The sequence below is a fragment of the Devosia sp. Z11_6 genome, assembly GCF_058133665.1.
This window is the reverse complement of record NZ_JBYUNQ010000002.1, coordinates 833,764-859,975: the sequence shown is the minus strand read 5'-3', so window position 1 is coordinate 859,975 and position 26,212 is coordinate 833,764. Positions and strand designations below refer to the sequence as shown.

The window sequence follows — 26,212 nt, the reverse complement described above, 5'->3', positions numbered from 1 at the left end:
CCAAAGCCCATTCTGATCTGAAAGCCAACAGTGGGAACACCCGGGGGTATCCAACGTCGTTGGTCCCCGGTATCTACCGCAAGCCCGAAAGCCTGTCAACACCGTTTTGCATTTTCTTGTTCTTCGGCAAACCCGAAACCAGAAAACCCGAACCGGCAAATAACCCTGCCTGCTCAGTCCCTTACCGCAGTGGGCCGCGCCGGTGGGCGCCTCGCTCTGCAGCGGTGATCGGGGATATAAGCGACCCCATCGCCATCGTCAACACGCTAAATGACAAAACTGACTTTTGGTTCCCCGCTGTGGAAAACTCTAGTGCAGGTAGCGGCCCAGTGGCTCGTCAGGCTGCTTGCCGGTGCCATTCCTTGCCATGCCCACCCGCTCTCCTAGTTTCGCCGCAATTTTTGCCGACTGGAGGTGGTGCCTGCTATAGCTTCAGGAAAGGCCGATTTGGCATCGGCTGCTTTGCGTAGGGCTTTAGATGATCAAGCACCAAGGGATGGGGCGTTGAACGCCACACATAACAGCCGGCATGCGGCACTGCTCAAGGCCACCGGGTTTGAAGACAGCCCGGCCCTCACGGTGCAGTCAACCGAGGGCGAAATTCCGCACGGCCGTGAGTTGAGCTTTGCCTGGCTGACAGGCACGGTGATGACGGGGTTGACCAGCGTGCTGCTGATGGGCGCTGCGCTATATGTCTCCTTTCAAGGGCAAGACACCTTTTCCACCGCCTATGAGGCACTACAGCTCGCCCCCTCCAAGCGCGACGATGTTACCCCGACCGACACCTCAGCCAAGTCAGCCCGTGTCCGGCCAGTGGCAGCCACCCGTTCCGATCTTGAAGTGATCGAAGCCTCGATCCGCCAAAGCGTGGATGGGCGCGACATTATCCGCAATCAGCCTTTCGTCCGGATCCGCGCGACGCTTGCCACCGCAGCCACCGCACTGTCTTCCGATGTTCCCGATTACGATCCAGTCGCGATCCTCGAGGCCACCCAGCCCATCACTGCCGATACCGACGCTCCCGAAATCAACACCGATGTCTATGGGGCCGAGGTCGAGGGGGAAGTGGCCGTCAGGCTGGCAGCCATGCCCATTACCTTTGTACCGCCCCGCGCCATCAATGATCAGGCAGCAGCCGAGTTCGTGCGCGCCGTGGCCAGTTCCAACTTCTTTGACGAAGGCTCCCCGACCCTTGCCTATGCCAATCTAAGTGCTTCGGTGCGCGATCTCGGCGCCGCCAGTGATCCCGGCACGCTGAGCGGGGTGGCCGAGAACGTCACCCTCGTGCCCAAGACGGTCTTGTTATCGGAAGGTGGGCTCGGTCGCACGGAACGTTTCCTGACCATCCGTGAAAAAGGCCCACTCGGCGACACCCTGGCCAAGAACGGCTTCACCGCGACGCAGATCGCCATGGTTGAAAACACGCTGCAGAACCTCGTGCCCGCTTCGGGCATGCCGGCGGGTATCCGCTTGCGTATTCTTTACGGTCCGCTGACGCGCGAGTCTAAAAGCCTTGTGCCCTATCGCATGAGCATATATCGCCCCGCCGGCGGCAAGGAAGGCGTCAGCCCTCATATTGCCACCGTGGCGCTGACCGATACCGGCCAATATGTCGTGGGCCTCGAACCGGATTTCGTCGAGTTTCCCGAGGAAGACGCCGAAGAAATCAACGTCGCCAACCTTCCCAGCGTTTACCGCTCGATCTGGGAAACCGGCCGCAAGCACGATCTGGACGACCCCACGATTGCCCGCATCATTGGCATGTTCGCCTATGACGTGGACATGAACAAGAAGATCAGTGCAGGAGACGGGATCGAGATCCTCAAGAGCGCGCCGGACGCCGAAGGGCGCACTGAACTGCTTTATGTCGGCCTCACTCTCGGCAGCACGACGCGCCAGCTCTACCGGTTCATGACGGGCGACGGCGTTGTGGATTTTTATGACCCCACTGGAGAAACCGGCAAGCGCTTCTTGTCCCGCCGGCCGCTTGAAGGCGGCGGCACCTTGCGGTCGCGCTTTGGTTATCGCGTTCACCCCATCTTCAAGAGCCGCCGTCTGCACACCGGCGTCGATCTTGCCGCCCGCTCGGGCACCCCGATCTATGCGGCGGGCGACGGCGTTATCGAGTATGCCAAATGGCAATCGGGCTATGGCAACAAGGTCGAGATCAAGCATGTGAATGGCTATGAAACCGCCTATGGCCACATGTCGCGCTTTGCCGATGGCATGAAGCCGGGCGTGAGGGTGCGCCAGGGACAGGTGATCGGCTATGTCGGATCGACCGGCAATTCCACTGGGCCGCATTTGCACTTCGAGATCCTGATCAACGGCAATCTGGTGGACCCTCTCAGCGTCAAGCTCCCCCGGGAAAATACGCTGCCAAGCCAGTTTGAAGCGGAGTTCCAGCAGACCATTGCCCAGATCAACGATCTGATGGCGCGTGAACCGGCACCGGTAACGGTCGCAGCGGTGAACTGATCCCGCCGACGCGGCGCCTCACTCCGGCCGTACGACCCAGACGGCCATTTCATTGCCTCCCGGTTCACGGAAGTAAAAGCGCCGGCCGCCAGGAAAGTCGAAAGGAGCGCGAGTGATGGTTCCGCCCGCAGCCCGCACTCGGGCTTCGGCCGCATCGAGATCATCGGTGCGAACAATCGCCATTGTTGCGGCAGAGCGCTCGGGAGCTTGATCCACTCCACCCTCGATCCCCGCATCCTGCAGGGCGGCATAGTCGGAACCAAAAGCCAGGCTGCCCCACCCAAATGCCGCCTGAAAAAAGGCGGTAGTGGCGGCGCGATTGGAAGTCGGAAACTCGATGTAGTCGATGTGGTCGGTCATCGTGCGGCCCCCGTTCAGTTTCCATTATGGTCGCAGCCGGGACAAACGCAAACGCCGGTCTCTCGACCGGCCTTTACCGCCTTTAGGTTGCTCACGCGGCCGCTTCGGTTGCGGGCTCACCGCCCGGCAGCAAGTGAATACCCTCATCATCCGCATCCACCACTACCCGGTCGCCATCATTGATCCGGCCAGCCAGAATTTCGTCGGCTAACGGATCTTGCACGGCACGCTGGATCACCCGCTTCAATGGGCGCGCCCCATAGGCGGGCTCGTAGCCCTCCCAAGCAAGCCAATCACGAGCACGCGGCGTAAGCTCAAGATCGATGTCACGGTCCTTAACCAGCTTCTTAAGCCGCGCGAACTGGATATCGACAATGGCGCCCATATGCTCGCGCCCCAGCCGATGGAACAGCAGGATCTCGTCCAGCCGGTTGAGGAACTCGGGCTTGAACGTATCCTTGACCCGATCAAGGACGCGTCCGCGAACCAGGTCGACGGGATCGCCATCCTCCAGATCGTTGACCAGGATATCGGCTCCGATATTAGAGGTGAGAATGATTACCGTGTTGCGGAAATCCACGGTACGGCCCTGCCCGTCTGTCAGGCGCCCGTCATCGAGCACCTGCAGCAGCACGTTGAACACATCGCCATGAGCCTTTTCGATCTCATCGAACAGGATCACCTGATATGGCCGGCGCCGTACGGCTTCGGTTAGCACCCCGCCTTCATCATAGCCGACATAGCCCGGAGGAGCGCCAATCAACCGCGCCACCGAGTGCTTTTCCATGAACTCGCTCATGTCGAGACGAACCATTGCGGTTTCGTCATCGAACAGGAACTGCGCCAGGGATTTGGTCAGCTCGGTTTTGCCCACGCCGGTCGGCCCGAGGAACATGAACGAGCCGATCGGCCGGTTGGCATCCTGCAATCCAGCGCGAGCCCGCCGTACCGCCCGCGATACGGCTGCCACCGCTTCAGCCTGCCCGATCACTCGAGCACCCAGGGCTTCTTCCATATGCAGCAGCTTTTCGCGTTCACCTTCCAGCATCCTGTCCACCGGAATGCCGGTCCAGCGAGAGACGACCTGCGCGATATGGTTGGGGGTCACCACCTCCTGAGCCATCACGGCGTCGGGTTGGCCATCCCCATTGCTGTCCTCGGCAAGCTTGATGCGCTTTTCCAGGTCCGGAATAACGCCATAGGCCAGCTCGCCTGCTCGGGCGAGGTCACCCTGACGCTGGGCAATCTCGAGTTGGCTGCGGGCGCTATCGAGCTCCTCCTTGAGCTTTTGGGAGACCTGGAGCCGATCCTTTTCGCTCAGCCACTTGGCCGAAAGCGTTTGGGCCTGTTCCTCCAGCCCACTCAGCTCCTGCTCGAGGCGTTCAAGCCGCAGCTTAGAGGCATCATCCGTTTCCTTGCGCAGCGCTTCCCGCTCGATCTTGAGCTGCATGATGCGCCGATCCAGCTCGTCGAGGGCCTCAGGCTTGGAATCCACCGCCATGCGCAGGCGCGCGGCGGCCTCGTCCATCAGGTCGATGGCTTTATCAGGCAAGAACCGATCGGTTATATAGCGGTTCGACAAGGTTGCCGCGCTCACCAAGGCAGAGTCCGAAATGCGAATGCCGTGGTGCAGCTCGTATTTCTCCTTGAGCCCGCGCAGAATGGAGATCGTGTCCTCCACGGTGGGCTCGTCCACAAATACGGGCTGGAAGCGGCGAGCGAGGGCGGCGTCTTTTTCCACATGCTTGCGGTATTCATCGAGCGTCGTCGCGCCAATGCAGTGCAGTTCACCACGCGCCAAGGCGGGCTTGAGCAGGTTGGAGGCGTCCATCGCGCCATCGGCCTTGCCCGCGCCCACCAGGGTGTGCATTTCGTCGATGAACAGGACGATCTGGCCTTCCGCAGCGGTTACCTCACTGAGCACTCCCTTGAGGCGCTCCTCGAACTCGCCGCGATATTTGGCGCCGGCAATCAGCGCACCCATGTCGAGCGACATCAACGATTTGTTCTTTAGCGACTCCGGCACGTCCCCATTGACGATTCGAATGGCGAGGCCTTCCACGATCGCGGTCTTGCCCACGCCGGGTTCGCCAATCAGCACCGGGTTGTTCTTGGTCCGGCGGCTCAGGACCTGGATCGTGCGACGGATCTCCTCGTCACGGCCGATCACCGGATCGAGCCGGCCTTCGCGCACATCCGCTGTCACATCACGGGCATATTTCTTCAGCGCCTCATAGGCATTCTCCGCTGAGGCGGAGTCAGCGGTGCGGCCCTTGCGGATTTCCTCGATGGCGGCATTCAGGGTCTGCGGCGTGACGCCGGCCGAGGACAGGATCTTGCCCGCCTCATTGTCTTTTTCCACCACCAAGGCGAGCAGCAGGCGCTCGACGGTCACATAGGAGTCGCCAGCCTTTTGGGCAGCGCTTTCTGCGGTATCAAAAACGCGAGCAAGCTCGCGGCTGAGATATAGCTGTCCGGCATCACCGGAAACCTGTGGGATTTTGGCCAGGGCTGCTTCAACGCCTGCCCGTGCCGATTTTGGGTTGCCACCGGCGCGCTCAATGAGACCTGTGGCCATTCCCTCTTCGTCATCCAGCAAGACCTTGAGCAAGTGCAAGGGGGTAAATTGCTGGTGGCCTCTGCCTAGCGCGAGGGTCTGCGCGCTCTGGATAAAGCCACGTGTCCGCTCGGTATATTTCTCGATGTTCATGCAACTCTCCTCTTAAACGTCCGACATTCCTCTGGTGGAGCCTGGCCCAGAAGAAGCGTCGTACGTCAGTGTGCGCCGGCTCCCTGAGGGTAGCGTCATTTCACCAAGGGATATAGGAAGGCCCGCGGCGGGAAAAAGGGGCAGGCGCAAGCTTGGGAGCGGCTTTGGATCAGTGAGCCTTAATGCACTTCATCACGGTCAAATAAAAAGGCCGGGTAAAAACCCGGCCTTTTGATCTTAATGCGCCTTACTCAGCGGGCGTTGGCGTCCCGCCGGTTAGAAACGCGGGGAGTTCCCCGACGCTGCCTTCTTCGGCGCCGCCCGAGGCCTCAGCTCCGGCATCTCCACCGACTGGCCGGCGGCGGCGCGGGCGGCGTTCACGCGGCTTACGGGCCTCGCCTTCGTTTTCTTGAGCCACAACAGGCGCTGCCGGCTCTTCGGTAGGGGTCTCGCTCGCAACCGCCGGCGTTTGCTCAATTGCCGGCTCAGTCCGCTCCACATTTTCAGGCCGGCGCTGACGCTGCTGACGATCAGGACGATCACCCCGTTCCTGGCGTTCCCCCCGCTCCTGTCGCTCGGGGCGCTCTGCCCGTTCCTGGCGCTCGGGCCGGTCTTGGCGTTCACCGGTTTCGGGTGCGTCTTCGTTCTCGACCTGCTGCGGCTGTGCAGGCTGGGGCGAGGAAAAGCGCGAGTTGATCTCGGGCATATCGTCGTCGTAATCGTCGCTTTCCTGGCCCTGCTGGTCGGGGCGGAAGCTGCTCTGCTGCTGTGCTGCCGCGACGATGCGGAAGTAATGCTCGGCATGCTGGAGATAGTTTTCCGCCATGACAGAGTCGCCGGACGACTGCGCGTCCCGAGCTAGCTGCATGTATTTTTCCGCGATATGGGCCGCGTTGCCGCGCACCTTTACGTCGGGTCCCGTGCTCTCGAAGTTACGAGAGAGGGGATTCACATGCTTGCGTCCACCATTGCGGCCGCGCGGACGGTTCTTGTTGTTATTCTGATTGTTGTTGGGTCTCATTGGTCGCTGTTCTAACTCTAAAAGTTAAGCGTCACATTCATGGCGGACCGGCTGCGCCAGGTCAGGCCAAGTCCCCGTTGAAGCCCAAGCTTCGTCTTTGGGGGTTCATCTGGCTTCATGAAAACCGAAAGCCGTCAAGCGGCGGTGCCATTTGAACCTGGATCATCATGCGTCGCTCCAGCAATCCGCTGGAACCGCGCTGCGCCCTGCAGCTACAATGATCAGGTGGCTACCGCCGCGGCGCCCATGATGCGCCACTGACAACACCAATAAGCTAGCCTGTTTGCCCCGTATTTGCCAGCGCTAATTTGCGCCGTCACAGAGCCGTGCTGGCCTTATCACCTAGATGGTGCCCGCTTACCACACGATCAAGCCCGGCCAGATCCTTATGAACGGCAACGTCAACATAGCCGGCGCTGCGCAATATTTGAGCGACGGCTTCTCCCTGAGCGGAGCCGATTTCCAGCAGCAAATTACCGCCCGGCTTCAGCCACTCCTGCGCCCCCGCCGCAAGGATCGGGTACGGTGTCAGGCCGTCATGCCCTCCGTCCAATGCCAGAACAGGGTCATGCTCACGTACTTCGCGCGAGAGCTTGGCTAATTCAGCTGTTTCGATATAGGGCGGGTTGGATACAACGAGGTCAAACTTGCCCCTGCCGTTTTGATTGGGTGCCGCCAGTGGCTCGAACCATGAGCCCTGCAGCAGATCAAGCCGCTCAGCCACTCCATGTCGTTCTGCATTGCCGCGGGCGGCCTCGAGCGCCTCGGGGCTAAGGTCAATCGCCGTGCCTCTCGCATCAGGCCGGGTATGCAGTACGGCAATGGGGATGCAGCCGGTTCCGGTGCCAAGGTCCAATATGGTGCCGTTCCCGGGCAAAAGCCCAAGCGCCATATCCACCAGCAACTCAGTGTCGGCCCGTGGCTCAAGGGTCGCGCGGGTGAGACGGAAAACGAGGCCATAGAACTCGCGTTCGCCCATGATCCGGCCAACAGGCTCTCCGGCAAGTCGCCGCTCCATCACCGCCCCAACGCGCGCAACATCCTCCGGCGCCACAGGCTCTCGCTCGCGTGTCGCGAGGTTGAGGGCGGAAAGATTTAGTACCCATCCCACCAGCAGCTTGGCATCGATTCGCGCGTTGTCCATCCCTGCAGCAGCCAGGAGGTCACGCCACTGGCGCCAAAGCGTGCCGACTGTCGGGGAGGCGCTCAGCTGTTGTCCTCAAGCGCCGCCAGTTGTCCGGCCTGGTTCTCGGTGATCAAGGCTTCGATCAACTCGTCCAGGGCTTCGCCGGCCAGGATCTTGTCTAGCTTATAAAGTGTAAGGTTGATCCGGTGATCGGTTACGCGACCCTGCGGAAAGTTATAGGTGCGGATGCGCTCGGAGCGGTCACCCGACCCCACCTGCCCTTTGCGCTCAGCGGAACGGGCGCTGTCGCGCTCTTCGCGCTGCATCTCGTAAAGGCGCGAGCGGAGCACGATCATGGCCTGCGCGCGGTTCTGATGCTGGCTCTTCATCGCGGAAGTAACCACCAAACCGGTGGGCAGATGGGTAATACGAACCGCCGAGTCCGTGGTGTTGACATGCTGGCCGCCAGCGCCTGAAGCGCGCATCGTGTCAATGCGGATGTCCTCGGCGCGAATGTCGATATCGATGTCCTCGACTTCCGGCAGAACTGCAACCGTAGCGGCCGACGTATGGATGCGTCCTGAGCCTTCCGTGGCCGGCACGCGCTGGACGCGGTGCACGCCGCTTTCGAATTTCATGCGCGCATAAACGCCCTTGCCACTGATATTGGCGATGATTTCCTTGAAGCCGCCCGCTTCCCCCGGGCTTTCTTCCATGATGGTCACCTTCCACCCGTGGCCGGCTGCATAGCGCTCATACATGCGGAACAGATCGCCGGCGAACAGCGCCGCTTCGTCGCCCCCGGTGCCACCGCGAATTTCGAGGATAACGGATTTTTCGTCTGCCTCGTCCTTGGGCAGCAGCAAAACTCGGATGGCTTGAAACAGCTCTTCGATCCGCTCTTCGAGCGGGCCGATCTCGGCCTCGGCCATTTCGGCCATGTCCTTGTCGCCGGACTGGGCAAGCTCGCGCGCTTCCGCCAAGTCCTTGAGGGCTTTCTTATAGGCGGTGATCTCGCCCACGATGGGCGCGAGTTCCGCATGCTCTTTGGAGAACTTGACGAACTCGTCCGGTCCAGCGCCGCCCGAAAGGGCCGCTTCCACATACTGGAACCGCGTTTCGAGCGCGTCGAGCTTGTCCTGGGGAAGAGAAGGCATGGTAATCCGCGGCTAGTGGCGAGAACCTGCCCGTTACACCGGCAGGTTCTGCTTGTCGATCCACTCCTTGATGAGGTCGCGGATCACAATCCCTTCTGCACCGTCACTTAGGGCTGCCGCAACCGACATGCGGATTGGCTTGAGATCAAGATTGAGCACCAGTTCCTTGATCGGCCCGATCGACGCCGGGCCCATGGACAGCCGCGTCATGCCGATCGCCATAAGCGCCAGCGCTTCCACCGGTTTTCCGGCCAGCTCGCCACACATGGTCACCGGAATATTGTGCCGACGGGCCGCGTCCACCACCGTGCGGATCGCCCGCAGCCGCGGCAGCCCGACAGGATCATAGTTCTTGGCGACACGGGGATTCCCCCGGTCGGAAGCAGTCAGAAATTGTACCAGGTCATTGGAGCCAATCGAGACGAAGTCGGCTTCGGGGAGCAATTGGTCCAGTTCGAACAACAGGGAGGGCACCTCAACCATGGCCCCGAGCTCAAGGCGCGACGGCGTTGGCTTTCCCGCGCGACGCAGCCGATCAATCTCGCGATGAACGACGAGCCGCACCTGGCGAAACTCGAAGGTCTCGGTCACCATCGGCACCAAGATCTTGAGCGGCCGCCCATCCGCAGCCAACAGCAGGGCCCGAACCTGGGTGCGCAGCAAGCCGGGCCGGTCCAATCCCAATCGGATCGAGCGATAGCCCATGGCCGGGTTTTCCTCGGCCATGGAGCGCATGTAGGGGATGACCTTGTCGCCCCCGATATCGAGGAGCCGGAAAACCACCGGCCGCTCGCCGGCAATCGCCATGGCCTGCGAATAAAGCTCCACCTGCTCGTGCAATCGCGGCAGCTTGGAGGCGATCATGAACTGCAATTCGGTCCGGAACAGCCCCACCCCGGCAGCGCCGGTCTCATCGAGCATCGGCAGGTCAGCCACCAAACCTGAATTGTGCAGCAGAGTAATCTCAACGCCATCCCGCGTGATGGAGGGCTTGTCGCGTAGCGCGGCATAATGGGCGCGTCGGCGAGCCGACACCCGAACCTTGTCGATATAGGCCTGCTCGATATCGGGCGTGGGCCGGAGATACACAGCGCCAGCTGGGCCATCGATGATGATGTCATCGCCCGTTTCACACATGGACACGATCGATTGCGCCTGCCCAACCGCCACCATCCCTAGCGAGCGGGCGACAATTGCCACATGGGCGGTAGCGCCGCCCTCTTCGAGCACAAGGCCCCGCAACTTGGTGCGGTCATATTCCAGCAGCTCGGCGGGACCCATATTGCGCGCAACTAGGATGGCATTGTCGGGCAACTCCTTGCCCCCCATCGCGGGTCCATCCCCGGTCAGCACCCGCAGCAAGCGGTTAGCCAGATCATCGAGGTCATGCAGGCGATCGCGGATATAGGGATCAGTCTGGCGCATCATCCGCGCGCGGGTATCGTTCTGCACCCGCTCCACCGCCGCCTCCGCGGACAAGCCATTGTCGATGGCTTCGGACAAACGATGCACCCACCCACGGTCATTGGCGAACATGCGGTAGGTTTCGAGAATTTCGCGATGATCCGAGCTCGGCTGCATGTCGCCATGATCGAGCATCGCATCGATCGAAACGCGCATCTGCTCAAGCGCATGCTCGAGGCGCCGCTGCTCCTGCTCGGTGTCTTCGGCGATGAAGTTGGTCACCACCACCCGGGGGTCGTGCAACACCACGGTGCCTAGGGCCACCCCTTCGGTCAGACTCACTCCGGTGAACATGCGCGGCCGCCTCAGATCGATATCTGATCCTGGCTTGATCAGATTGTCGAAATCGGAAGTAGCAATCATTTCGGCCAGGATCGTGGCCGTGGTGAGCATCGCCTCGGTCTCGTCTTCGCCGTAGTGGCGGCGCTCAGCATTCTGAACGACCAGTACCCCCAAGGTCTGGCCCGCCCGAAGCACGGGAACGCCCAAGAAGGCGTAATAGGGATCTTCCCCCGTTTCGGGGCGATAAGCAAAGCCGGGATGGCTGGGGGCGTCATCAAGGCTGAGGGGCTCGGCCTGGGCGGCAATCAACCCCACAAGGCCCTCGCCAAGCCGAAGCGTGGTCATGTGAACCGATTCGGGTGCCAGTCCCTTGGTGGCAAACAGCTCAAGCGCGCCGTCGTCGCGCAGAACATAGAACGAGCACACATCGGCCCGCATGTTTTCAGCGATCAGGGAAACAATCTTGTCGAGGCGCTCCTGGCTGCCGAGCGGCTCGGCCATGCAGGCGCGCAATTGCCGCAGCAGCACGCGTGGCCCGCCAATCGAATTGCCCATATCAGCCCGACGGCCCAAGCCGCCCCTCTTGTACAGGAGCGGCCAAGGCCTCCTCCGTGGCCTCAGGCGTCCTTCTTATCCAATCCGTAATACGTATGGAGCGCCCGAACCGCAAGCTCGGCATATTGCTCGTCGATCAACACCGAGGTCTTGATTTCCGATGTGGTGATGAGCTGGATGTTGATGCCCTTGTCGGCCAGGGCCTTGAACATCGACGAAGCCACGCCCGCATGGGAGCGCATGCCAACTCCGATCACCGAGATCTTGGCGCTGCCCTTGGAGCCAGAAACCTTGGCATAGGCGATCCGCTCGCCGGCATTTTCGAGCGTGTTGAGCGCCTTGTCATATTCGCTGTCGGGAACGGTGAAGGTGATGTCGGTGGTCGCGCCATCGTCAGAAATGTTCTGGACGATCATGTCAACGACAATCCCCGCATCGGCCAGGGCGCCGAAAATGGCCGCAGCCACGCCCGGATGATCCTTGACATCGCGCAGGGTAATCTTGGCTTCGGCCTTGGCGAGCGTCACGCCCGAAACGATCTGCTTTTCCACTATCTCATCCTCATCGCAAACAAGCGTGCCTGGCACCCCCGGCGTGCCATCGGGCGCCAGCTGGGGCGCATCGGGGTCATCGAAAGTGGAGCGGACCAGGAGCGGCACCTTGTGCGCCATGGCCATCTCGACCGAGCGGATCATCAACACCTTGGCGCCGAGCGAGGCCATCTCCAGCATCTCTTCAAACGAGATCTTGGACAGGCGCTGCGCTTTGGGCACGATGCGTGGATCGGTTGTGTAAACACCGTCCACATCGGTATAGATATCACAGCGATCGGCCTTCACCGCAGCAGCTACGGCGACCGCACTGGTGTCCGAGCCACCCCGCCCAAGTGTCGTAATCCGGCCGCGCGGGGAAATACCCTGGAAGCCGGTGATCACCGGCACGACCCCGTCGGCCAGATAGGACTCGAGGCGCGTTGGGTCGATCCCTACAATACGGGCAGCGCCATGCGCGTCATCAGTCTGGATCGGCACCTGCCAGCCAGCAAATGAGCGCGAGGGAATGCCCATTTCCGCGAGCACAATGGCCATCAACCCTGCGGTCACCTGCTCGCCCGAGGCCACGACGGCATCATATTCACGCGCATCGTGGAGTTTCGAGGCCTCGCTAACCCAGCCCACCAGCTCATTGGTCTTGCCCGACATAGCCGAGACTACAACGCAGACCTGGTTGCCGGCTTCCACCTCACGCTTGACGTGGCGAGCGGCCTGGCGAATGCGCTCCACATTGGCAACTGATGTGCCACCGAACTTTACGACGATGCGGGCCAATGAGATCCCCGAGACTGTGCCGAACCCGGCGGTACGCTTCTGATCGGGGGCCGACATGCCACAAAGGGGCGAAGCAATCAACTACGCACATCCCGTCCTGCCGCCCCCGCCCTTGGAATGGGGGCAAGCTTGGATGGGTCTCCCACGCGCCAAGAAGCGTCCGGTCTTGCCTCCGCCATCTTCCCGAGGCCATATGGGCGCCAAAGCGGAGCCAGCCATGACCGACACCACCATCAACAATGCCGAGGTCGCCAAGTTTACCGCGATGGCCGAGGAATGGTGGAACCCGGCTGGCAAGTTCAAGCCCATCCACAAGTTCAATCCGGTACGATTGGGCTTTATCCGCGAGCACGGGCTCTCCCATTTCGGCCGGGATGGCACCTCTGTTCGCCCCTTCGAGGGGCTGCGCATTCTCGATGTCGGCTGTGGCGGCGGTCTCCTTTGCGAGCCCCTGGCGCGGCTGGGCGCCGCGGTGACAGGTATTGATGCTGCCGAGCGCAACATTGCCATTGCCCGGCTGCATGCCGAGCAATCCGGCCTCGACATCGATTATCGCGCCACCACCAGCGAGGCTCTCGCCGCGCAAGGCGAGAGCTTCGACATGGTGCTCAACATGGAAGTGGTCGAGCATGTCGACAATGTGCCGCTCTACATGAAGAGCTGCGCCGACCTGGTCCGCCCCGGTGGCATGATGCTGACGGCCACCATCAATCGCACCGCGCGCGCTTATGCGCTTGCCGTATTCGGCGCCGAATATGTGCTGGGCTGGCTGCCGCGGGGCACCCATGACTGGAAGAAATTCCTGACGCCCGAGGAGATGCGCATCCTGCTGGTCCGCAATGGCTTGCGCGTCACCGCCGAGACCGGCGTGGTTTATCATCCAATTGGCGATGAATGGCGCCGCTCGCGGGACATGGGCATCAACTACATGATCCTTGCCGAACGCCCGGCCTAGCTTCGCAGGAAGTTCTCGATGATTGTTTGAATTTACCTAGAGGCTTCATATGCGCGCCGCTTCAGCCTTCTCTGCTTTGGCACTGACTTTGCTGTTGGCCGTACCGGCGTTCGCCCAAAGCGAGGAAGCCGTGTTCGAGAGGATCGAAACGATTCAGGGTGATGCGGAAGGCTTTGGCGAGGCATTCGCCACGCTACAGGAAGCATTTCTGGTGGGGGATCCGGCGCAAACCCTTGCTGATTTGGCTAACTACCCGTTCGAGATCGCTGCCAATGGCGAACTCTACGACATCTTTGCGCCCGAGGACCTGGTGGACAACTTCGATAGGCTGATCAGTGAAGATACCCGCAGCGCTCTCGCCAGTCAGGATTACGCCGATCTGATCGTCACCAGCGAGGGCGTCGGGTTCGGCGATGGCGTGCTGTGGATGGCCAATATCTGCACTGACGAGTCCTGCGACGAGACCTACTGGGCGATCACACGCATCAACAACTAGACCTCCTCCCACCTCAACCGCCTCCCGCAGCCACATCCAGAGCCGTACCGTACGGTACGGTTCACCTTGATCCCGCCTTGGAATGGGTCTATGAAGCGGAAAACCGCCGGGATTAGACGCGCCGGCGCAGCTTTCCGAGGACCGTGATCATGCCCGCTTACCGCTCCCGCACGACTACCCATGGCCGCAACATGGCCGGCGCCCGCGGCCTTTGGCGCGCGACGGGCATGAAGGATGGCGACTTCGGCAAGCCCATCATTGCCGTGGTCAACAGCTTCACCCAGTTCGTGCCCGGTCACGTCCACCTCAAGGACCTCGGCCAATTGGTGGCTCGTGAGATCGAGGCAGCCGGCGGCGTCGCCAAGGAATTCAACACCATCGCGGTGGATGACGGCATCGCCATGGGCCATGACGGCATGCTGTATTCCCTGCCCAGCCGCGACATCATCGCCGATTCCGTCGAATACATGGTCAACGCCCACTGCGCCGACGCCATGGTGTGCATCTCCAACTGCGACAAGATCACGCCCGGCATGCTCAACGCCGCCATGCGCCTCAACATCCCCGTGGTCTTTGTGTCGGGCGGGCCGATGGAAGCGGGCAAGGCCATGCTCAAGGGAAAGCTGCAGGCGCTTGACCTGGTCGACGCCATGGTGATGGCTGCCGACGATCACTATAGCGACGAGGAAGTACAGGCCGTCGAGGAAGCCGCCTGCCCCACCTGCGGCTCCTGCTCGGGCATGTTCACGGCCAATTCCATGAACTGCCTGACCGAAGCGCTGGGTCTGTCCCTCCCAGGTAACGGCTCGACGCTCGCCACCCATGCGGACCGCAAGCGCCTCTTCCAGGAAGCGGGCCATCTCATTGTCGATCTCGCCCGCCGCTATTACGAGCAAGACGACGAAACGGTGCTGCCCCGCTCGATCGCGACCAAGGAAGCCTTCGCCAACGCCATGTCGCTCGACATCGCCATGGGCGGCTCCACCAACACCGTGCTCCACATCCTCGCCGCCGCTCATGAGGGAGGCGTGGATTTCACCATGGACGACATCGACAACTTGTCGCGCAAGGTGCCGGTGCTGTCCAAGGTGGCGCCGGCCAAGAGCGATGTGCACATGGAAGACGTGCACCGCGCCGGTGGCATCTTCGCCATTCTGGGCCAGCTCGACCGCGCCGGTCTTATCAACCGGAGCGAACCCACGGTGCATGCTGCGACCATGGGCGATGCGCTCGACAAATGGGATATCTCGCGCACCAATTCCGATGCCGTGCGCAACTTCTTCCTGGCCGCACCGGGCGGCGTGCGCACCACCCAGGCTTTCTCGCAGGCCAATCGCTGGACTGAACTCGATCTTGATCGCCAGAACGGCGTGATCCGCTCGGCAGAAAACGCCTTCTCCAAGGATGGCGGCCTGGCCGTGCTCAAGGGCAATATCGCCCTTGATGGCTGCATCGTCAAAACCGCTGGCGTGGACGAGTCCATCCTCAAATTCACCGGGCCGGCCCGGGTGTTTGAGTCCCAGGACACGACCGTCAAGGCGATCCTGTCCAACGAGATCCGCGAGGGCGACGTCATCGTCATCCGCTACGAAGGTCCCCGTGGCGGCCCGGGCATGCAGGAAATGCTCTACCCAACGAGCTATCTCAAGTCCAAGGGGCTCGGCAAAGCCTGCGCCCTCTTGACCGATGGGCGCTTCTCGGGTGGCACGTCGGGGCTCTCCATCGGCCACGCCTCGCCTGAAGCTGCCGAAGGCGGCGCGATCGGGCTGGTTCGCGAAGGCGACATGATCGAAATCGACATCCCAAACCGCACGGTCAATGTGCTGGTGAGCGATGCCGAACTGGCGGCCCGCCGCGTGGAGCAGGACCAGCTCGGCTGGAAACCAGCCCAGCCGCGCAAGCGCAAAGTATCCACTGCCCTCAAGGCCTATGCGGCCTTTGTGACGTCCGCGTCCAAGGGCGCAGTTCGCGACGTTGACGCCATCAACAAGCTTATGGACTAAGGCGCCCTGCCTGCCCCAGTACCGGATCGATCCCTTTCCGGACGAGGCAGAATTTGATCAGCTCTGGCGGCGCGCCTGGTTCGCGCCGCCCACACGGCCTTTCGCGCCGGTCCTGCAGCGCAGCCTCGGCCATCTCGGAGCGTTCGAGCAGGACCGGCTCATCGGCTTTGTCAACATTGCCTGGGACGGCGGCATTCACGCCTTTATTCTCGATCTTTGCACGGATCCTGATTTTCAACGCCGCGGCATCGGCGGCGAGTTGATGCGCCGGGCCATCGCCCTCGCCAATGATCGTGGGGCCAAATGGCTTCATGTCGATTTCGAGCCCCACCTCGAGGTCTTCTATCGCGCCTGTGGATTTCGACCCAGCGCCGCCGGGATCATGAATTTAGGGTGACAAGGCTGCGCCCCCGGTGCTAACACCCCCTCAGCCATCCAGTCTTCTGCCAAGAGGGCTGTTTGGTCAGGTTCGATGGCGGGGATTCCACCCTCCCCATCGAACCGCTTAATTCCCCCACATCGACAGCAAAAAGCCCCCGCCCCTTATGAGCGAAGGCTTGAACGCGACAGTGGCGCGAGCGCTACTTGCCTTTGCCCACCGCATCGAGGGTGGCGTAATCCTCGTCGCTGAGCTGGATCGACGCGGCGGCTACATTATCCTCGAGATGCTTGACCTTGCCGGTGCCCGGAATGGGCAGCATTACCGGCGAGCGCTTCAACAGCCAGGCCAAAGCAATCTGGCTGGCGGAGGCGCCATGCTTTTCAATGATCGCGCGGGTCTGCGGATTGCCCTCAACAAGCTTGCCGCCCGCCAGGGGGTACCAGGGGATAAAGCCGATGCTGTTGGCTTCGCAATATTCCAGTACCTCCTCACTCTGCCGGTTGGCGAAGTTGTAGTGGTTCTGGACTGTCGCGACGTTGAAGTACTGCTGGGCTTCCTTGATCTGCGCCACGCTGACTTCGCTCAAGCCGGCATGCCGGATGATGCCTTCCTGTTGCAGCTTGGCGATCTCGCCGAATTGGTCGGCGCTGGGGACCTTGGCGTCAATGCGGTGCAACTGCCACAGATCGATGACCTCGATCTTCAGGCGGCGCAGGCTCAAAATCGCGCCCTGTCGCAAGAACTCGGGCCGGCCGAGTGGCGGCCAGACATCTGGGCCGGTGCGGGTCAAGCCGCTCTTGGTCGCTACGATCGTACCCTTGTCATAGGGCGCCAGCACCTCTCCGATCAGCTCTTCGCTGATATAGGGTCCGTAGCTTTCGGCCGTATCGATGAAGTTGACGCCGATCTCGGGCAGTCGCCGCAAGGTTGCCTTTGCCTCCTGCGGATCCTCGGGCGGGCCCCAGATCCCCTTGCCGGTGATGCGCATGGCGCCAAAGCCCAAGCGATTGACCTCGAGGTCTCCGCCAATGGCAAAGCTGCCCGATTGGGCTGCGTCGAGTGTAGTCATGTTGTGATCTCCGTTGTCGCTGCGCCGGAATGGCGCCGGAATTCTTGCGGCTGATCGACAACGCAGCGAGGCGTGACCTAGTTCTGTTTTTCGGGCAACTCGGGCAACGGCATGAACTCGATACCCTCTTCATGCAGGCTGATGACTTCCTCGCGCGTCGCCTCGCCATAGATCCCGCGCGGCTCGACTTCCTCGAAGTGGATCTTGCGCGCTTCCTCGGCAAACCGATCGCCCACATAGTCGGCTTCGCTCGTCACCTTTTGCCGGAACTGGCGCAGCATCTCCCTGAAGCGCACAATATCGGGGTGCATGCTCGACACCGCGACTTTGTCGCTGCCCGCACGGGACACCGCGGGCGCCATCAGCGCTTTGGCAACTTGGGTGGATCCACAAACGGCGCAGCCGACAATGCCGCGCTCCTGCTGCTCATCAAAGGCAGCCGCGCTCTTGAACCAGGCCTCAAACTGATGGCCCTGTTCACACTGAAGAGAATACTGGATCAATGCTGGTTCCTGGCCCGCAGAAATGCGGCCCTTTCGTTCAAGGATATAGGTTAGCGGCGGCCGCGGGCAATCCGCTGCCGACAACAAAGTCTCGGGCGTTCTGCAGCGCCGGAACGCGACGGCGCGCGTCCTCGACCTGCTCAAGCGCGATCTCGGCTACTGCGACGCCCGGCTGGTCATGCGCCAGTTCTACGAGGATCTTGCCCCATGGATCGATGATCATCGAGTGCCCGTAAGTGGCGCGTCCATTCTCGTGCTGTCCACCTTGCGCGGCGGCAATAACATAGGAGCCGGTTTCGATGGCGCGAGCCCGCAGCAGCACTTCCCAGTGGGCTTGCCCGGTTGGCACCGTAAAGGCTGCCGGCACGGCGAGCAGATTGGCCCCGGCATTGGCCAGCGTATTGTAGAGCCGGGGAAAGCGCATATCGTAGCAGATCGAAAAGCCGAGCGTAAACTCGCCCAGCGGCGCCGTCACCGCCTGCTCGCCCCCCTTGTAGGTAGCGCTTTCGCGATAGGCATTGAGCCCCGCGATGTCGGCGTCAAAGAGATGGATCTTGTCGTACTGCGCCACCGCCTTGCCATCTGGCCCGAACAGCACCGAGCGATTGGCAAAGCGTCCGTCCTCGAGCGGAATGGGCAGCGAGCCGATATGAACATGAATGGCGTGCTTGCGCGCCAATTCGCCCACGCGTGCTAGTTGCGGGTGGCCCTCATAGGGCGCAGCCACTGAACGCAGTTGATCCCGGCTTTCGGGAAAGATCAGCGTGACTTCCGGTGTCAGTGCATATTGCGCACCGGCCTGAACCGCCTCGGACAGAAGCGGTTCGAGCGCAGCAAGATTGGCATCCGGGTCAAGCCCGGACTGCATCTGAATGGCGGCAATTTTCATGATCACTGGGCCAGCAGAGGGTCGAGGCCGCCTTGACGGTCAAGCGCGGCCATATCGTCATAGCCGCCCACATGGGTTTCCCCGATAAAGATCTGCGGCACCGTCCGGCGGCCATGCGCCCGCTCGGTCATCTTGGCGCGCAGGTCAGGATCAAGCACCGTGATCTCGGTAAACTCGGCACCCTTTTCGCGCAGCAGCGACTTGGCAGCGTGACAGTAAGGGCAGGTTGGGGTGGTATAGATTTCAATCTTGGCCATGGGCTCTGGCTCCAGGAATAGTTTCTGTCACCCTTATATGGGCTCTTCCTCGCCAACAACAACGCGCGCGAAGGTGATCACATCCACCTGCTCGACCCCGGCGCGCAGCAAGGCCCGCGTAACCGCTTTGGTCGTGGCTCCGGTGGTATAAACATCATCCACCAGCACCACACGGCGTCCCCCGAGCCGGACGGGCAGGTCTGGATGAACGGCAAATGCCCCCTGGACGTTGCGTAGCCGCCCAGTGCTGGATAGGCCCACCTGTTGGCGCGTCGGCTTGATGCGGCTGACAAGGCTGAGATCACCTACAACGCCGGTGAGCCGCGACAAGTGCAGCGCCAGCTCTGCGGATTGATTATAGCGCCGCTCGCGCTGGCGCCGCCGATGCAGCGGCACCGGCACCAGCACCGCTGGCTTCCCCGCCCAGAGTTCGTGCCCGGCACTGGCCATCAGCCGCGCGCAGAATTTTGCCAACTCCGGCCGGTCACCATATTTGAGGCGCGATACCAGCGTGCGCGCCACCTCGTTATAGACTACCGCTGCACGGGCTCGCTCAAAGGGTGGGGGGTCGGCGAGCGCTTCGGCTGAAACTGCGTCGGCGCCGAGGGAAAACTCAAACGGAATTCCGAGCGGTGGGCAAAGCGGCGCGCTGATCGGGCGCAGTTGGGCAAAGCATCCTGCACAAAGGCCATCGCTGTGCGCCGTTGGCGCTTCACATCGCAGGCAGACGGGCGGGTAGAGCTGATCCAGCACGGCAAGGCCGAGCCAACGCATGCCGGCAACGGCACCTCGCGCCAGCCATTGGCTTTTGACACTGGGCTCCTGGCTCTCCATATAGACTAGTAGTGCCCCTTCCCGCTCCGGCTGCAAGACCCTCCATGCAAGCGCCTCCGCAGATTTTTGACCCAGGGCTGATCCGTCTGCATCTGGATCGCCGGAACAGCACCGAACCGGACTTCGTTACCACCCTGGTTCTGGGTGACCTGGAGGATCGCCTGGCGACACTGCTGCGCCCGTTCAGCCGGGCCCTCATCATCGGTCCAGATCCTGACAAGCTCCCGGCGTTCGGGCAAAGCGGGCATGGCAGTTTTTCCTTCCAGCGCTTGCCTGCTTTCACATCAGTCGGAGAGTTGCCCGAAATAGAGGGGGACAACTACGACCTGATCGTTTCACTGCTGCATCTGCAATGCGTCAACGACGTGCCCGGCTATCTCGCGCGCCTGCGGGCCAAGCTGGCGCCCGATGGCTTGCTGCTGGCGGCCGCGCTGGGCGGGGAAACCCTGACCGAGTTGCGCGAAGCCTTTTTGTCGGCTGACGCCAGCGTGCAGGGCGGCGCCTCTGCCCGAGTAGCGCCGTTCGTCCAGGTGCGTGATGCCGGAGCATTGTTGCAGCGGGCCGGGCTGGCCTTGCCCGTCGCCGATGTGGAAACCCACATTGTGCGCTACCCCCATGCCTTGGCCCTGATGGCCGAGCTCAAGAGCCTTGGTGCCAGCAACCCCCTTGCCGATCGCTCCCGCCTGCCCGCCACCAGAACCCTTTTGGCTGCAGCGGCCGAAGCTTATGCCAGCCGTGATGCCGATCCGGACGGCCGGATCCGGGCGACGCTTGAAATCATCTGGCTTTCCGGTTGGGCTCCGCACGCGTCCCAGCAACAGCCGCTCAAACCCGGCAGTGCGACGACCAAGCTCCGCGACGTCCTCGCCGGAGGAAAATAGCTGCCTAAACAAAAAGGGCCGGCGCTGGCGCCGACCCTTTCAACTCCAACGCTGCGGCGGATTACGCGGCAGCTTCCTCGTCGCTCGCGTCGGCCGCGTCGCCTGCATCAGCAGCGTCGGCCTTAGTGCGCTTGGGCGACTTGGCAAGATTCTTTTCGATCAGCTGCACCGCTTCGGTCAGTGTCAGGCGGTTCACCGCACTGATTTCACGGCTCATGCGATCCATGGCCTGTTCAAACAGCTGGCGCTCCGAATAGCTCTGCTCGGGCTGTTCTTCGGAGCGATACAGGTCGCGCACCACTTCGGAAATGGCGATCAGATCACCCGAATTGATCTTGGCTTCATATTCCTGGGCGCGACGCGACCACATGGTGCGCTTGACACGGGCCCGGCCGGTTACGGTATGAAGGGCCTGATTGACCATGTCCTCTTCGGCCAGCTTGCGCATGCCAACGGACTTGATCTTGGCTACGGGAACGCGCAAGGTAAGCTTGTCCTGCTCGAAGCTGATGACGAACAACTCGAGAGTGAGACCAGCAACTTCTTGTTCTTCGATCGACACGATCATGCCGACGCCATGTGCGGGATAAACGACATACTCGCCGGTCTTGAACCCCAGCCGCTGCTGTGACTTCTTGGCTACCATATGGTGGAACTCCTTGTTGACGCCCCAGTGGACAGTTCCCGGCGGGAAGGACCGTCCACATTAACTCTGCTTGCCCGCGGCGCAGGCGCTGCAGCAGTCGAGCTCCACGATCGTTCCGGTCCGCTTTGCCGGAACGCCATGCCTCTAGCGATGTAGCCAGAAGTCGTGCCCGCGGGCACGGTTGAAGATGAGCTCAACTGCAGACAAGCAACACCCTAGCACAAAAATTCGGCAAAATCAAAAAGAACGAATCAGTGCGGCAACTAAGCCGCATTGCTTTGCCGATTACCATGTGGCCGAGGGTTGGGACCGTCAGTCGCCTTCGCCAGGCGCTTCGGAAAAGTACTTCTCGAACTTGCCAGCTTCACCGTCATGCTGCTTGGCATCCGCAGGCGGATCGCGGCGTTCCGAGAGGTTCGGCCAGATTGCAGAGAATTTGGTGTTGATCTCGAGCCAGGCGTCCAAGCCACTTTCAGTGTCCGGCTTGATGGCTTCGGCGGGACATTCCGGCTCGCACACGCCGCAATCAATGCACTCGTCGGGATGGATGACGAGCATGTTCTCGCCCTCATAGAAGCAGTCCACCGGACACACTTCGACGCAGTCGGTATATTTGCACTTAATGCAGTTGTCAGTGACGATATAGGTCATGGAGGCGGGCTTTTCGGAGCGGACACAAGGGTCAACGGAGATCGCCGGCAGGCGTTGCGCCGGTGCTAAACGCTTTTTCCCCACATCGCAAGGTTGGAGGAGAGCAGCCGATTGCCGCTTCCTGGGTGAGCGCGCAAAGCTGTTCCTTTTACTCGTCGGGGTCCTCGATCAGCCGATCGGTATCGCGACGTTCTTTCTTGGTGGGTCGCCCCGAGCCGGCCACCCGCTCTCCCACCGCCCGCTCGAAGGGCGATAGTGCCTCCCGCGGCAACGGGGGAGGCGACAGGTCTTGGTAAAGCCCGGCAGCTTCGCTGGCTGGCCCCCGCCGCTCACCCACATCAAGAATCTTCCAGATCACGATGCGGCCATGCAGGGTCATGGTCAAAACGTCACCCGCGCCCACCCGGTGATCACTGCTCAAGGTGCGCTCGGAATTGACCCGGACGGCGCCCGCCTCGATGGTTTTCTGCGCGAGGGTGCGCGACTTAAGGGCGCGCGCAAAAAACAGGAACTTATCGAGCCGCTCCTTGCGGACGGCTGGCTCGATCGGCCCCGCCAAGCGCTAGTCCTTCTTGTTGCGCAACGCCGCCAGCGCTGCGAAGGGGCTGTCGGGATCGAAGGCAACTTCGCGCTTTTCGCGCACGGGCTTGTCAACGCGTGGCGCATCGCTGCGCGGCTTGTCGAAGCGCCTGCCTTCGGGTTTTGGCTTGAGATGCTGGGCCTTGGACAAGTCCTGCACTTCGCCCACTGGACGACGCTTGGACAGATCCTGGACTTCCCCTTCGGGGCGGCGTCGGGACGGTTGACGCTGACGATCCTGACGTGGCCGGCTCTCCGCTTCCCCACCTTCGGCACCACCGCGGCGGCCACCTTGCTGGCGGCGGTTGTCGGGGCGCTTGCCGCCGGGGAACCAGACTTCATCCCATTCAGGCTCGGCAGGAGCGGCATTTTCGGTGTTTGCCGCTTCAGCGATGGGGGCGGCAATTTCGTCGCCCACCGGTGCCGTCGCCTCGATGATGGTGGTATCAGGAATGTCGAGCGCCAGGGGCTCGGGCACGAGCTCAACGGCAGGTTCAGACTCGCCGCTAGGTTCCACTTCGCTGGGGTTGTCGGCCAGTGTCTGCTCGAGGGCTGGCGCTTCCGCGCTGGCCTCGGCCGGCGTTACGCTTTCGGTCGCCGCTGCTTCTGGAGCCGCGACCGGCTTGAGCGTCCGGCGCAGGCGATAACCAAGCGACTGAAGGATCGAGGCAAAGTCCTCGCCCGAACAACCCAGCAGCGAGGTCATTTCGACGGTCACGCGGAAGCCATTGCCTTCCGCCGCGCCGACAGGAACTTCACCCTGGTAATGGCCGGGGTCGATCGCGATCAGCGGCCGGATGATGTCGGCAAGCCGCTCGAGGATGTCGATACGAACTGCGCGCTTGCCCGCGACCTTGAAACCCGCAACCTCGTACAAGCGCGTATCGACTTCCGGGTCCACCAGAAACGAGGTGCGTCCCGACAGCACGATATGCGGGATGTCCGAAACGCCCGGCTGCCTGACGCCGCCATGCTTGAGCGCAAAAAGGATCAGCGCCAGCTCCCGTGGAGCAGGCTTGAGCGAAAGCGGCAGGTAAAGGTGATAAGCACCAAACTTGATGCCCAGCTTGCGCAGCTTGCCGCGGACGTCCTGATCAAGCCCCTTGACCTCGTCGCTTACGGCGGAGCGGGGCAGGATGCCGAGATTTTCGAACAGCTGGAAGGCAATGCCGCGGGCGGCGCCTTCAAGATCAGGGGGCGCTTCAAGCGCCATTACGCCTTCAAGCACGGTATTGATGTGGTGACGCAGCCAAAGGTTGAGCCGATCCTGCACACGCTCGAGATCGGGGCCGGTCAGTGTTTCATCGGCGAGCAGCAGGATGCGGGGGCGCAGCAGGCTGTCGCCTTCGAGCAATTCGGCGACTAGATCGCCCTTCCAGCGCAGCCGGCCATCCGTGGCCAGCACGATTTCCTCGTTTGGCGCGCCCGCAAGCCGATCGGCACGATTACGAATTTCGGGCGCCACGGCGTGATCCGCCGCGGCGCGCAGGCCCTTGGCGTCAACATCCCCGTCATTGCGCGCCAGGGTAAAGCGGAAGCCTTCCAGGGTGCCGATCAGGTGGCCTTCAAGGCGCACTTCGCCTCGGTCATTGATCTCGGGAGATACCATGCGTTTGTCTTTCAGATGGCGGAGCAGCACGCTAGTGCGGCGGTCGACGAACCGCTGGGTCAAACGCTCATGGAGAGCGTCGCTCAGCCGATCTTCGATATCACGGGTCTTTTCGCGCCAATGAGCCGGGTCTGCAAGCCAGTTTTTGCGGTTCGCGACAAAGGTCCAGGTTCGGATCTGCTTGATGCGGTTGGAAAGCGTGTCAATATCGCCGCTCGCATTGTCGCAAAACCGGACCTGTTCGGCCAGCCAATCGGCGTTGACGGCGCCGCGGCGCATCAGGTCCGAATAGATCCGCGTGACGATTTCCCCATGCGCCGCCGGAGAAATCCCTTGGTAATCCGGGATTTGGCAGCACTCCCACAGCAGCCGGGCCCCATCGAGCCCTCGCGCCAGCTGCCCCGCCTCGTTGCGCGCGACGAACTCAAGCGCATGCTGGTCGGTGGCTACCGGTACCCGGGTGAGGCTGCGGTGCTCGGGGGCCATTTCGAGGCTATCCCGGAGCGCGGCGATCGATGAGAAATCCAGCCGATTGTTGCGCCATTGCAGCACTTTGATCGGGTCGAAGTCGTGCGTTTCGAGCGCAACGATCATTTCCTCCTCAAATGGCTCGGTGCCGCCGGTGACGCCGAAGGTGCCATTGCGGGCGTGGCGACCAGCGCGGCCGGCGATCTGGCCGAGCTCGGCGGCGGTCAATGGACGGCTTTGGTGGCCGTCAAATTTGGTGTCGTCGGCGAAGGCGACGTGGTGAATGTCGAGGTTAAGACCCATGCCGATGGCATCGGTGGCGACCAGGAAATCCACATCGCCATTCTGGTACATGTCGACCTGGGCGTTGCGGGTGCGCGGGGACAGCGCACCCATCACCACCGCGGCGCCACCGCGCTCGCGCCGGATCAATTCGGCGATGGCGTAAACCTGTCGGGCCGAGAAGGCGACAATGGCGGAGCGCGTCGGTTGGCGCGAGATCTTCTTGGAGCCGGCATAGGTCAGCTGGGAAAAGCGTGGGCGGTCGATGATCTCGGCATTGGGCAAGAGCTTGCGGATCACTGGCGCCATGGTGGCGGCACCCAGCAGCAGCGTTTCATGGGTGCCCCGGGCATTGAGGATGCGATCGGTGAACACATGGCCGCGGTCGAAGTCGATCGCGGTCTGGATTTCGTCGATGGCAACACAATCCACCCGGATATCGGTGGGCATGGCCTCGACGGTGCAAACCCAGAAGCGCGGCTTGGCGGGAACGATGCGCTCCTCCCCCGTGACCAGCGCGACGGACTGAACGCCAACCCGTTCGACCACGCGCGTATAGACCTCGCGCGCCAGCAAACGCAGGGGCAGGCCGATCATCCCGGTGGGATGGGCCAGCATGCGTTCGATGGCGAAATAGGTTTTGCCCGTATTGGTGGGGCCGAGAATCGCTTTGAGCGAGGAGGAGGATGAAAAGCTCATTGCCCTGCTATGTAGGGTCTCGCATCGGCGGTTGCGAGGGGTGGGCGCGTGTCCCAATCGGGGACAGGATCGGGCGCGGTTCTAGCCTAGTTTTCGGCTTTCGAACAGTGCGGGAACGAACGGGGCCCGAATCGGCGCGAATCGGGGAATGCGGGTTTGTTCCACACCAGAGCTGGTGGGGATAACTTATCGGGACCCACAAGTGAGATCGGCAGCGGCGCCCAAGTTGCCACAAAGCGTACACAAAGATGAACCGATTATGAACGTGTCCTGAACCGGGGCGGAAGTGACCTGCTCGTTAAGCTCCACCGGGCGGAAAAACTTATCCCCGTAACTATTGAACAGCGCATTCTGGGCCGTGTGAAAGCCGGCGTTAAGCCTTGGCGCCATTGACTGTCCCAAATCGGGACGGCGTGGGGCAAGGTGCTTGGGGAGATGGAATGTTGGAGAACAATCGGCGGGTGGAAAATCGGCGCTGTCCCGATCTGGGACGTTTCGGCGGGGTTTGGACTGGCGGCGCAAGGTGTG

General features: G+C 61.9%; 22 protein-coding genes. 6 read left to right on the top strand and 16 right to left on the bottom strand.

The features are described 5' to 3' along the window. Positions 1 to 504: 504 nt before the first annotated feature. Positions 505 to 2,478, top strand: coding sequence for a M23 family metallopeptidase (locus AC3YMN_RS09390; protein ID WP_489889794.1), 1,974 nt, complete (start codon positions 505 to 507; stop codon positions 2,476 to 2,478). 18 nt (positions 2,479 to 2,496) lie between these two features. Here the strand turns inward: AC3YMN_RS09390 and AC3YMN_RS09385 are convergent, their stop codons facing one another. The 7 genes from AC3YMN_RS09385 to AC3YMN_RS09355 all read right to left on the bottom strand — a co-directional run bounded on the left by AC3YMN_RS09385 (position 2,497) and on the right by AC3YMN_RS09355 (position 12,481). Further along, positions 2,497 to 2,838: a VOC family protein gene (locus AC3YMN_RS09385; protein WP_489889793.1), complete on the bottom strand. Its 342-nt coding sequence runs from the start codon at positions 2,836 to 2,838 to the stop codon at positions 2,497 to 2,499. 91 nt (positions 2,839 to 2,929) lie between these two features. Beyond that, positions 2,930 to 5,548 carry an ATP-dependent chaperone ClpB gene (clpB, locus tag AC3YMN_RS09380; RefSeq protein ID WP_489889792.1) on the bottom strand — a complete coding sequence of 873 codons (2,619 nt, stop codon included), beginning with the start codon at positions 5,546 to 5,548 and terminating at the stop codon, positions 2,930 to 2,932. 247 nt (positions 5,549 to 5,795) lie between these two features. Continuing rightward, entirely contained in the window at positions 5,796 to 6,569 is a 774-nt protein-coding gene (locus AC3YMN_RS09375; RefSeq protein ID WP_489889791.1) for a DUF4167 domain-containing protein, read from the bottom strand. 316 nt (positions 6,570 to 6,885) lie between these two features. Continuing rightward, positions 6,886 to 7,779 carry a peptide chain release factor N(5)-glutamine methyltransferase gene (gene prmC / locus AC3YMN_RS09370; protein WP_489889813.1) on the bottom strand — a complete coding sequence of 298 codons (894 nt, stop codon included), beginning with the start codon at positions 7,777 to 7,779 and terminating at the stop codon, positions 6,886 to 6,888. Continuing rightward, positions 7,776 to 8,852 carry a peptide chain release factor 1 gene (gene prfA / locus AC3YMN_RS09365; protein ID WP_489889790.1) on the bottom strand — a complete coding sequence of 359 codons (1,077 nt, stop codon included), beginning with the start codon at positions 8,850 to 8,852 and terminating at the stop codon, positions 7,776 to 7,778. Before prfA ends, prmC begins: the two co-directional genes overlap by 4 nt. Positions 8,853 to 8,885: 33 nt before the next feature. Further along, the gene (ptsP, locus tag AC3YMN_RS09360; protein WP_127755348.1) at positions 8,886 to 11,153 is read right to left on the bottom strand and encodes a phosphoenolpyruvate--protein phosphotransferase; all 2,268 of its coding nucleotides are present in this window, start codon (positions 11,151 to 11,153) and stop codon (positions 8,886 to 8,888) included. A gap of 62 nt (positions 11,154 to 11,215) precedes the next feature. Continuing rightward, a complete protein-coding gene (locus AC3YMN_RS09355; RefSeq protein ID WP_489889812.1) occupies positions 11,216 to 12,481 on the bottom strand; it encodes an aspartate kinase in 1,266 nt (421 codons plus the stop codon). Positions 12,482 to 12,698: 217 nt separating this feature from the next. Here AC3YMN_RS09355 and ubiG point away from each other — a divergent pair, with 217 nt between their 5' ends. From ubiG to AC3YMN_RS09335, 4 genes are all read left to right on the top strand, one after another. Beyond that, a complete protein-coding gene (ubiG, locus tag AC3YMN_RS09350) occupies positions 12,699 to 13,436 on the top strand; it encodes a bifunctional 2-polyprenyl-6-hydroxyphenol methylase/3-demethylubiquinol 3-O-methyltransferase UbiG (RefSeq protein WP_489889789.1) in 738 nt (245 codons plus the stop codon). A gap of 49 nt (positions 13,437 to 13,485) precedes the next feature. After that, complete coding sequence (locus AC3YMN_RS09345) at positions 13,486 to 13,932, top strand: hypothetical protein (protein ID WP_489889788.1); 447 nt, start codon at positions 13,486 to 13,488, stop codon at positions 13,930 to 13,932. 149 nt (positions 13,933 to 14,081) lie between these two features. Next, positions 14,082 to 15,935, top strand: coding sequence for a dihydroxy-acid dehydratase (gene ilvD, locus AC3YMN_RS09340; RefSeq protein WP_489889787.1), 1,854 nt, complete (start codon positions 14,082 to 14,084; stop codon positions 15,933 to 15,935). Positions 15,936 to 15,945: 10 nt separating this feature from the next. After that, positions 15,946 to 16,332 (top strand): GNAT family N-acetyltransferase, encoded by a 387-nt coding sequence (locus AC3YMN_RS09335; RefSeq protein WP_489889811.1) that lies wholly within the window; start codon positions 15,946 to 15,948, stop codon positions 16,330 to 16,332. Positions 16,333 to 16,516: 184 nt separating this feature from the next. Here the strand turns inward: AC3YMN_RS09335 and AC3YMN_RS09330 are convergent, their stop codons facing one another. The 5 genes from AC3YMN_RS09330 to AC3YMN_RS09310 form a co-directional block, all read right to left on the bottom strand. After that, positions 16,517 to 17,386 (bottom strand): aldo/keto reductase, encoded by an 870-nt coding sequence (locus AC3YMN_RS09330; RefSeq protein ID WP_489889786.1) that lies wholly within the window; start codon positions 17,384 to 17,386, stop codon positions 16,517 to 16,519. 77 nt (positions 17,387 to 17,463) lie between these two features. Continuing rightward, complete coding sequence (locus AC3YMN_RS09325; protein ID WP_489889785.1) at positions 17,464 to 17,889, bottom strand: DUF1178 family protein; 426 nt, start codon at positions 17,887 to 17,889, stop codon at positions 17,464 to 17,466. A 37-nt stretch (positions 17,890 to 17,926) separates the two neighbouring features. Further along, complete coding sequence (locus tag AC3YMN_RS09320; protein ID WP_489889784.1) at positions 17,927 to 18,778, bottom strand: carbon-nitrogen hydrolase family protein; 852 nt, start codon at positions 18,776 to 18,778, stop codon at positions 17,927 to 17,929. Between the two features lie 2 nt (positions 18,779 to 18,780). Further along, positions 18,781 to 19,035: a glutaredoxin 3 gene (grxC, locus tag AC3YMN_RS09315; RefSeq protein ID WP_127754576.1), complete on the bottom strand. Its 255-nt coding sequence runs from the start codon at positions 19,033 to 19,035 to the stop codon at positions 18,781 to 18,783. A gap of 33 nt (positions 19,036 to 19,068) precedes the next feature. Then, positions 19,069 to 19,809 (bottom strand): ComF family protein, encoded by a 741-nt coding sequence (locus AC3YMN_RS09310; protein ID WP_489889783.1) that lies wholly within the window; start codon positions 19,807 to 19,809, stop codon positions 19,069 to 19,071. Positions 19,810 to 19,913: 104 nt separating this feature from the next. On the opposite strand from AC3YMN_RS09310, the gene AC3YMN_RS09305 reads away from it, so the two are divergent. Beyond that, the gene (locus AC3YMN_RS09305) at positions 19,914 to 20,750 is read left to right on the top strand and encodes an SAM-dependent methyltransferase (protein WP_489889782.1); all 837 of its coding nucleotides are present in this window, start codon (positions 19,914 to 19,916) and stop codon (positions 20,748 to 20,750) included. Between the two features lie 61 nt (positions 20,751 to 20,811). Here AC3YMN_RS09305 and AC3YMN_RS09300 read toward each other — a convergent pair whose 3' ends face one another. The 4 genes from AC3YMN_RS09300 to AC3YMN_RS09285 form a co-directional block, all read right to left on the bottom strand. Then, positions 20,812 to 21,396, bottom strand: a complete 585-nt coding sequence (locus tag AC3YMN_RS09300; protein WP_127754578.1) for a CarD family transcriptional regulator — start codon at positions 21,394 to 21,396, stop codon at positions 20,812 to 20,814. 312 nt (positions 21,397 to 21,708) lie between these two features. Then, positions 21,709 to 22,047 (bottom strand): ferredoxin FdxA, encoded by a 339-nt coding sequence (fdxA, locus tag AC3YMN_RS09295; RefSeq protein ID WP_172125747.1) that lies wholly within the window; start codon positions 22,045 to 22,047, stop codon positions 21,709 to 21,711. Between the two features lie 148 nt (positions 22,048 to 22,195). Then, positions 22,196 to 22,606 carry an RNA-binding S4 domain-containing protein gene (locus AC3YMN_RS09290; protein ID WP_489889781.1) on the bottom strand — a complete coding sequence of 137 codons (411 nt, stop codon included), beginning with the start codon at positions 22,604 to 22,606 and terminating at the stop codon, positions 22,196 to 22,198. A gap of 3 nt (positions 22,607 to 22,609) precedes the next feature. Continuing rightward, the gene (locus AC3YMN_RS09285) at positions 22,610 to 25,684 is read right to left on the bottom strand and encodes a helicase-related protein (RefSeq protein WP_489889780.1); all 3,075 of its coding nucleotides are present in this window, start codon (positions 25,682 to 25,684) and stop codon (positions 22,610 to 22,612) included. Positions 25,685 to 26,212: the final 528 nt, after the last annotated feature.